The sequence below is a fragment of the Flammeovirgaceae bacterium SG7u.111 genome, from assembly GCA_034044135.1.
In the GTDB taxonomy this organism is placed as follows: Bacteria; Bacteroidota; Bacteroidia; order Cytophagales; family Flammeovirgaceae.
In genome coordinates this window covers 4767082-4775298 of sequence record CP139021.1, presented here as the reverse complement: position 1 = coordinate 4775298, position 8217 = coordinate 4767082, and the positions used below count along the sequence as shown (strand labels likewise).

4 protein-coding genes are annotated in these 8217 nt (G+C 41.0%); all 4 read right to left on the bottom strand.

Annotation, left to right across the window (positions count from 1 at the left end):
* Window positions 1–134: 134 nt before the first annotated feature.
* Window positions 135–1301: a DUF4998 domain-containing protein gene (locus tag R9C00_18725; protein WPO33735.1), complete on the bottom strand. Its 1167-nt coding sequence runs from the start codon at window positions 1299–1301 to the stop codon at window positions 135–137.
* Window positions 1302–1386: 85 nt separating this feature from the next.
* A complete protein-coding gene (locus tag R9C00_18720; protein WPO33734.1) occupies window positions 1387–2598 on the bottom strand; it encodes a DUF4959 domain-containing protein in 1212 nt (403 codons plus the stop codon).
* Between the two features lie 35 nt (window positions 2599–2633).
* Window positions 2634–4538 carry a RagB/SusD family nutrient uptake outer membrane protein gene (locus R9C00_18715; GenBank protein WPO33733.1) on the bottom strand — a complete coding sequence of 635 codons (1905 nt, stop codon included), beginning with the start codon at window positions 4536–4538 and terminating at the stop codon, window positions 2634–2636.
* 124 nt (window positions 4539–4662) lie between these two features.
* A complete protein-coding gene (locus tag R9C00_18710) occupies window positions 4663–8211 on the bottom strand; it encodes a TonB-dependent receptor (GenBank protein WPO33732.1) in 3549 nt (1182 codons plus the stop codon).
* Window positions 8212–8217 lie beyond the last annotated feature (6 nt).

Genomic DNA, 8217 nt, shown 5'->3' with positions numbered 1-8217 from the left:
ATTGTCAATATGTTTTTGTGAGAAATTAATAACATCTGAGGGATTGGAAACGAAATGGTTCTGTCCAAAAAAAATTAAAAAGGGAACACCGGTTAAGGCATTCCCCAAAAGTTGTTGTTTGATTTAATGGGTTACTACTCATTTAAGTAGAAATCAAAAGCAACGATATTGTAAAATTTATCTCCTTGCTGTGACGTAAGGATTCCAATGGACACTTGTTTGTCTTCTGCCACCTCAAATACAATTTCATTCCCTAGGAACTGGGTATAGACTAAAGCATCGTCTATGTTTTCCACATCAGGTAACGTAGTTCCTTCAGCCGCTACTAGGTAAACAGGGTCTGTGTCAACTATGTTGGTACTCAGCAATTCATCAATCTTGAAGGTATAGCTACCAGCAGGAAGGTTCAAGGTTTGGTAGATTTTACCGTTTGTTATGTTCGGGCTTCCCCAGCCAGATTCAACGTTGAAAATATTGCCATTCCATTCGTCCCAGCCGCCATAGCCATCGTGGTTTTTGGCAGCTTCGTTGGTTGCCCAATCAGCTAAAATACCCCACCTGCCATTGGTTGCTGATGCTGCAAAGGGCACTCGTATGTTTTTCATCTGAGGAAGGATTTTCACTAAGTAATCTTCAAATGTGGTAGAGAAAGTATCAATACTGGTTGACTCAGGTTTAAATACAGTTTTGTACTTAATAGTTGTTGTGCTAGTAACGCCTTCAAGAAAAGTGCTTGATTCGGAAATAGGGGTTTCTAGCGTTTTGGCTTCACCGCCAACTTCGTATTCTACTACAGTATATTGCGGACCTGTGCTGAGATCCATTTGCGACCAGTTAATAGTTGTTCCAGAATCTTCAAAAGTCAAATCAGAAATAAGCCTATTGTTCAGCTTCCTTCTATAAGCATCGCCGTAAGATACCCCAACAGCATTTACTGGAATTGAAACATTGCCCTTTGCGTCGAAAGTATAGACCTCAAAACTTTTTACCCCTTCGTCTACGCTAAAGATGTTTTCCACTGGCAATTGACCTGATGGCTTATCTATGTCAAATGTGATGGAGTCCTTGTTATCGTTCCAGCGGATTTTGTAACTGACAATATTAGGATCAGGATTTAAGATGCCATTGAATTGGACCCTTTCTTTACCTGGGTAGATAATTACTGACTGCATTTTACCAGGATATATAATCTCGCCACCTTCAGTAAATTTCTTGAATGTATCCCAGTCACTACATGAGAATGATAGTAAAGCCAAAAATAGGCATCCAATGATCATTCTTATTTTATACCATATATTCATAGGTTTCATAATGTTTTATATTAATGTCTGGCAAAAAGCGGCGGGTTACCGGACTGTTTGCCAGACAGGTTAAATTTAAATCAGGTTAGCGTGGATCGCCATAAATACCTAGTTCATTTATGCTTTGGGCAGTTCCGCCAGCATAGTTTTCTAAGCATCGTATCCGTATGTACCTCACTTTAGGTGCGGTTATATCTAGCTCGAAGTTGAAGCCTGCTTCACCAGCGGCACGGTCTTCGGGCGTATCTTGTCCGTAAGCAGAACCTGATGGTTTATCCAATATAAATGAACCAAGCAAGAGCCAGCTATCGTCGAGTGCGCCATCTAGAGATGGGGAGGCCGAACCATAAATCTCAAACCTTTTCATAGTGGTTAGGTAGAAGAATTGGCTAGGGTTAAGTTCAGGGAAGGGACGATACCAAAGCCTGCTCAATTGAGCCATGCTACCGAGGTCTATAGTGATCATATGAGGGTCTGGTCCACCTGCAGTTTGATAGGTAAAGCTGGTATATGGCCATCCTAAGCGGTTGTCCCAAGCATATTCGAGACTTGCACCATTGGTAACCTGAGGAGCATCGCCAGGCAATACAAAACCTTTGAATTTGTCTTTCGAAAGTTCCGTTTCATAAATAGGTAATACATTCACTGTAGACGTATCTGTAGAGTTTCCCCATTTGTCTATCACAAACATTTTGAACTCATAGTTCAAGGTATCTAGCCCCCTCACTTTAGAAGTGATGTCTGCCAATGAAGTATAAATACTTTTGTATTGGTCAACTTCAAATGCTCCTAAATCATTTTTACGCATGATTTGGATCGAGATATCTTCTTCAAACTCATTTGTTGCACTGAGGTTATATCCGCCAAAGGCATTTAATACTTCTATGCTTTCAAAAACTTTCCAGATAGGAGCTTCGAGGGGTTTGATATTTACTTTAACAGGGGCAGACTCTATTTCAGAGCGGCTAACCGAGTAAACACTGACCTCATGTGCCAACGTATCGGCAAAGCCTTCTATCAAAAGGACATCTTCATAATAAGAAGCTTTCACTACTTGGGGAGTTCCGTTTGGTAGGGTATAAGAGGCTTTTACATAAAGTAAATTGCTGTCGTCGGGCAAAGAATAGGATATCTTAGCTTTTCCCGGAAGATTTTCTACCGTTACTTCACTTACTGGTCTTGGTACAGCACCGCTTATGGTGGTCGGCTCCCTAAACTCCAGCTCGTCGTTACAAGAAATGATGGCGAGTATACCTAGCATGGTATAAGCCAATTTTTTTATCTTAGTTACTTTCATTTGTTCAAATCTTTAATTCTTAAATAAAAAAGTAATTACCATCCAGGGTTTTCAACCAAGTTGGGGTTTCTCCTTATATCGTAATTTCCAATTGGCCATAAGTAATCTCGCGGAGTGATGAATTTTTGGGTGTAGATTACTCTTTCATTATTGTAGGTTTCGGTAGTCTTACCGTAGATGTTGAAACCAGTGATGTCTTTGTTAAGCTCTTCAGCAGCTTTTTTCCATCTTCTTAGGTCCCAAAAGCGTTGCCCTTCAAAGGCAAGTTCAATTAATCTTTCTTGGTGAATGATTTCTCTCAATCCATCTTGAGAAGAGTATTTTGTAGGGTTGGTAGAAAAGTTGCTCCATGATTCTACCACGCCTTTCAGACCAGCTCTTTCCCTTACTATATCCAAATACTCTATGGCTTGTGTCGACCCAGGTTCTACTTCGTTAAGAGCTTCGGCATACATGAGGTACAGATCAGCCATTCTTACTTCAGGCCAAGGGTAAGTTGTCCAGCTCGGGTCGGTAGAACCAGAGGTAGAAGATTCCCAGTGTACTAGTTTTTTAATGAAATAGCCTGTTTCGTTCCAGTTGGTGAAGTGGCCATACCCTGCTGGTTTAGCATTTTTGCATTCTATATAGTAATTGTCGATGTCAGAACCAGTTTCATTGCCATCTTTCATGTACCAAGTTCCTCCATCAAAACCCAGATCAGCATAAAAACGAGGCTCTCTGTCAAAATTTAATCGAGCGGTTTCAAAACCAGGGGTTATTTTGAATTGGTCGCTTTCTTCAGATGTCCATACTTCGGTATAATCAGTGAAGTCCAGCGTTTTGTCTTCATCTATAGGCACACCATTTTCGGTATAAAACATCTTTGCTATTTTAATAGGGGCAGCCCATATTCCTCCTAATACGAAGCGACTGGTCGATGTTCCTGTACCTCCAAGCATAGGTGGCATCGCTAGGTTATGGTTAAAGAAATAGCTGTTTGATAAACCCCAAACGACTTCGCTGCTCCACCTATCTGTTATAGCATTCCTAATGTTCAATTTGGTTTTTGTTTCGTCATTTAGGTTGAAAATATCATTTGTATATTCGTACATCATATGACCATTTTCCTCTGCCGCATCTATAGCGGCTTTTGCCGCATCTCTCGCCTTTTCCCATTTAGTAGCATCAAATGTAGGGTTGAAAAGTGCCGTTCCTTCGTTATCTGTAAAACCAGAAAAATCAGGGTTTCCATTGAAAAGGGGGCTTGCCGCATACATCCACAACCTCGCTTTTACTGCTAAGGCAATCGGCTTGGTGATTCTGCCTAGCTCAGTGTTTTCAGAAACTATTCTGTCTGGCAAGTTTTCAAGAGATTCATCAATGGTATTTGAAATGAAGTCTACAACCTCATCGACGGGCATCCTTTTAGAAGTAGGAGCTTCGGTGATTTCAGGAAGGCCATCCATGATCGGGATAGGTCCATACATCTTCAATAGGATGAAATGGTAATAAGCGTTTAAGAATTTCACTTCAGAAATCCATCTTGCTCGTTCGTTCAAGCTAAGATCTGGTACATTGTTTACGTCTTCTACCGTTTCTATAAAGGTGTTGCAGTGTCGCATTCCTGCAAATAACTTGAGCTGGTTCCATCCAGCGCCATTACCTTTATTTGTTCCCGCCCACTCGTTAAAATAAGGGTCATCCTTTCTCTGTTGACCCATAGAGATTCTATATGCAGCATGCCACTGGCCTTGAGTAGCTTGTGGGAGCACTATTTCGTCTGCACCCATCATTCCTACATTATACCACCCGTCTCCATTTTTCGGTAAAAAGGAATAACAAGTGAACAAGTATTTCTCAGCTTCATTTCTCAGCTTAAATGCATTGTCAATAGTTGCCACGTTGTCTGGTACTATATCCAAATAGCTATCACACGAAGAAAAGACGATTGATGTCATTACAAGGAGCTTTACGGGAAGCAACGCTTTCCTTTTAGGTTGGAGGAATAGCTGTAGTGATTCTACAACACTCCTGCTCCAATGTTTTATCTTTAATAAGAATTGTATCATGATATAAGTCAAATTAAAAGTTCAATGAAAAGCCTAAGTTGTAGGTAGATTGGATGGGGTAATTCAAACCATTACCTCCCATTTCAACATCCCACAAATTGAATTTACTGATCATGAGTAGGTTGGTGCCAGATAGGTATATTCTCAAGTTGTCAATACCTAGTTTCGGTATTTCCATATTATATCCTATGTCTACACTTTTGAGTCTGATAAAGCTGCCATTTCGCATCCACCAAGTTGAGCGTTCGTTATTTGAATCTACTCTCCATGTACTCAGCCTTGGCCAGAAAGCATACTGGTCTGGGTTGCTCTCTGTCCAATAATCATCGGCAATGGCTTCGAGTAGCCCTGTTTGATAGATTCTATCAGTACCTCGAGGTGGATCATAATAAGTGTTCAATGAGGTTTTGTAGAATGGCTGGATAGCCCTCGGGTCGATAAAGAAGGTGGACCTGGCAGAGCCTTGGAAATAAAAGTTGAAATCAAAGTTCTTGTAGATAATAGAAGCTCCAAAACCATAAATGATTTCTGGCTGTGTTGGGTAGCCAAGAGGCACTCTATCATCTGAATTTATCACACCATCTCCAGTGACATCTCGGTACTTAATATCACCTGCTCTTAAGTCTGTATTACCAAATTGTACGGGCGAATTAGCTACTTCTTCGTCACTTACAAACAACCGCTCAGCTATGTAACCCCATTCCTGGGAAAGCGATTGGCCAACTCTAGATAAATGGGCTAGGTTTTCCTGGTATGCTAGCTCATCGAGTTTTATAGCTGAGCTAGTAGCATAGGTAAATGTACCCCTAAGGTTCATGTTGAGCTGCCTAGTGATGTTTTTGTTATAGTTCAATGAAAGGTCAATCCCCTGAGTCTCGGCTTTGCCATAGTTGGCGAGTGGTACAACTTGAAGACCTGCTGCATTGTCTGTGTACGTGATAGGTTGCAAAATTTGACTCCTATATTGCTTAAATGCATCTACCACTAGTTCCAAAGAATTATCGAATAGCCCGAGATCCATGCCAATGTTTATTTGTCTGGATTCTTCCCAAGTAATATTATCGTTTGCATAGCGAGAAACGGAGATGCCAGGTCTGTAGTAGGTTGCTGCGCCGTCATTTTTACCAAAGCTTGCCCCAAAATCTTCGTTGTTTAAGTTAACATTTGAAAGGTAGAGAAACCTTTGCCTTGTATCGCCTATTTGGTCATTACCAACTACCCCGAAGGTCGCCCTTAGTTTCAAGTTAGATATAACTTTGGTTAGTGGTTGGAAAAAGGCTTCTTTTGAAATGTTGTAGCCTAAACCTGCAGAAGGGAAGAAACCAAACCTGTTTTGTTCCGAAAAACGCTCAGAGCCATTATATCCAAAGTTTAGCTCTACCAAATAGCGGTCATCGTAGCCGTAAGTAAACCTACCCGAAAGGCCTGTATTCCTATTAGGAAGGGATTCGATAAGGCTACCAGGGTTGCCTATTTCATAATGTGAAATATATCCGAGAAGCAAACCTCCAACGCTATGTTTCATGCCAAACAACCTATTGTATTCCAAGACACCTTGCATCCAGAATTGGGAGGCAACAGTTTTATTGTCTTCTGAGTAGTTCAAGTATTCGGTACCTGGCGTTCCTATAGAGTTTTGCCCACCGTCGTTAAGTACTTCTAAGTTATAGTTTCCATCCGTAGGGTTAATGTTGGCTTTGTAGAAGAATGGGTTGTAAAAACGGTTTTGGCTTACAAAAGAAGTCCGTTTTATATAAGACATCCCTCTAAACCTCAAGCCCTTGGTGAAAAACTCAAGATCTTGATTGATTTCTAATTGAGGGTTAATGTTTGATGACTTGTAGGTCTGGTAACCTTTGACCATCTCCGCATATGGATTTACAAACAAATTACCCGTCTGCTGCAAGTTACCAGTGCTCAACACTCTGTCAGAGCCGAATAAAGGGTGGTCTATGTAAGGCAGTTTTTCCTTTGGATACACTTTAGGAAACATAACAGGGTTGGCGTTGAGAGCATTATGGAAAGCTAATCCACCACCGCCTATTGGGCCAGTATAATCATCAAATTGCCCATAAACTCGTAAAACCAAGTTGGTAGTGTTGGTGATATCCAAATCAACATTCGACCTGATAGAATAATTATTCAGGGTAATATTATTATTGAAATCATTTATAGGATCAATTTTCAGGATACCATTATCACGGTTATAAGTTCCTGCTATGTAGTAACGAGCCTTTTCAGCCCCACCGCTCAGGTTAAGGTTAAACCCTTGGTTGTAGGTATAATCCTTAATGAGTTGGCCCATCCAGTCGTTGTTTGGGAACAGATTCGGGTCTGCCCCCGCCATAGTATTATTGATTTTGTACTGGGTGTAAGGTTCTACGTTATTTGGAGAACGGGTTACGTTTGCCTCGTTTTCCATGTTCATATAGCTGATATTGTCAGCAAGCTTTATATTCTGCGTATTGGTAGAAATCCTGTTTTCCATCCGAAAAAAGAAGCGTGTTTTTCCAGACAAACCCAATTTTGTATTGATCAATACAACACCATTTGCTCCTCTTGCTCCATATATAGAACTAGCCGAAGCATCTTTCAACACTGAAAAGTCTGAAATATCATCGGGTTGCAAACGTGCCATGTCAGTCACGGTAGACTCAATACCATCAATCAAGATCAATGGACTTCTTTTGCCCGTTCCAAAAGTGGAAAGGCCACGGATAAAGAAGGTAGAGTTGTCGGTGCCTAAGCCAGGCTCGCCACTTTGCTGGAACGAAATCACGCCTGAAACCCTACCTGCTATTGCATTTGTCAAGTTAGCCGATGGCGTTTTTAGCTGCTTAATGTTCACTGAAGTTACCGAGCTTACCAAACTTGTCTTTTTCTGCTCACCATACCCAACTACTACAACTTCTTCCAGTTGTTCAAGGTCAGGCTCCATGGATACATTCAATCTTGCTTGGTCGGTGAGTGTGATTTCTTGGTCTTTGAAGCCTATGTAACTGAACACCAAAACTGATCCTGCTGGCACAGATAGGCTATAGTTTCCATCAAAATCGGTGGTGGTACCAGTGCTAGTCCCTTTTATCAAGATACTTACACCGGGAAGTGGTTGGTCAGTTTCGTCCAAGACCCTGCCTTCTATCTTACGTTGTTCGGGCGATTGGTCTTTTAGCTCTTCCTGTAGCATTGGTCCTAGGATCGTCCTTTTTTCAACAAATATACTTCCATTAACCCGCTTGAACTTCAGGTTTGTTTGTTTGGCCACATCCCTGAGTATGTAGGCTAGCGATTTGTTTTGTGCGTGAATAGAAATCTTGTTTCCTTGCTTTAGGATGTCATTAAAGTAGGCAAATTTTAAGTTGGTACTCTTTTCAATATTTGCGAATACCTCGTTTACTTTAGCACTCTTGCAGTCTAGCGAGAGGTAAATTTTTTCGATGCTGGTGTGCTGGCTTTTGCCATCATTTGCAAGTATCATACTGCAGAGGAAGCACTGCAAAAACACACCCCATATAGCGTATTTGGGCATCATCACAATTTGTTTTAGAATTTTCAATTTCATATTTTT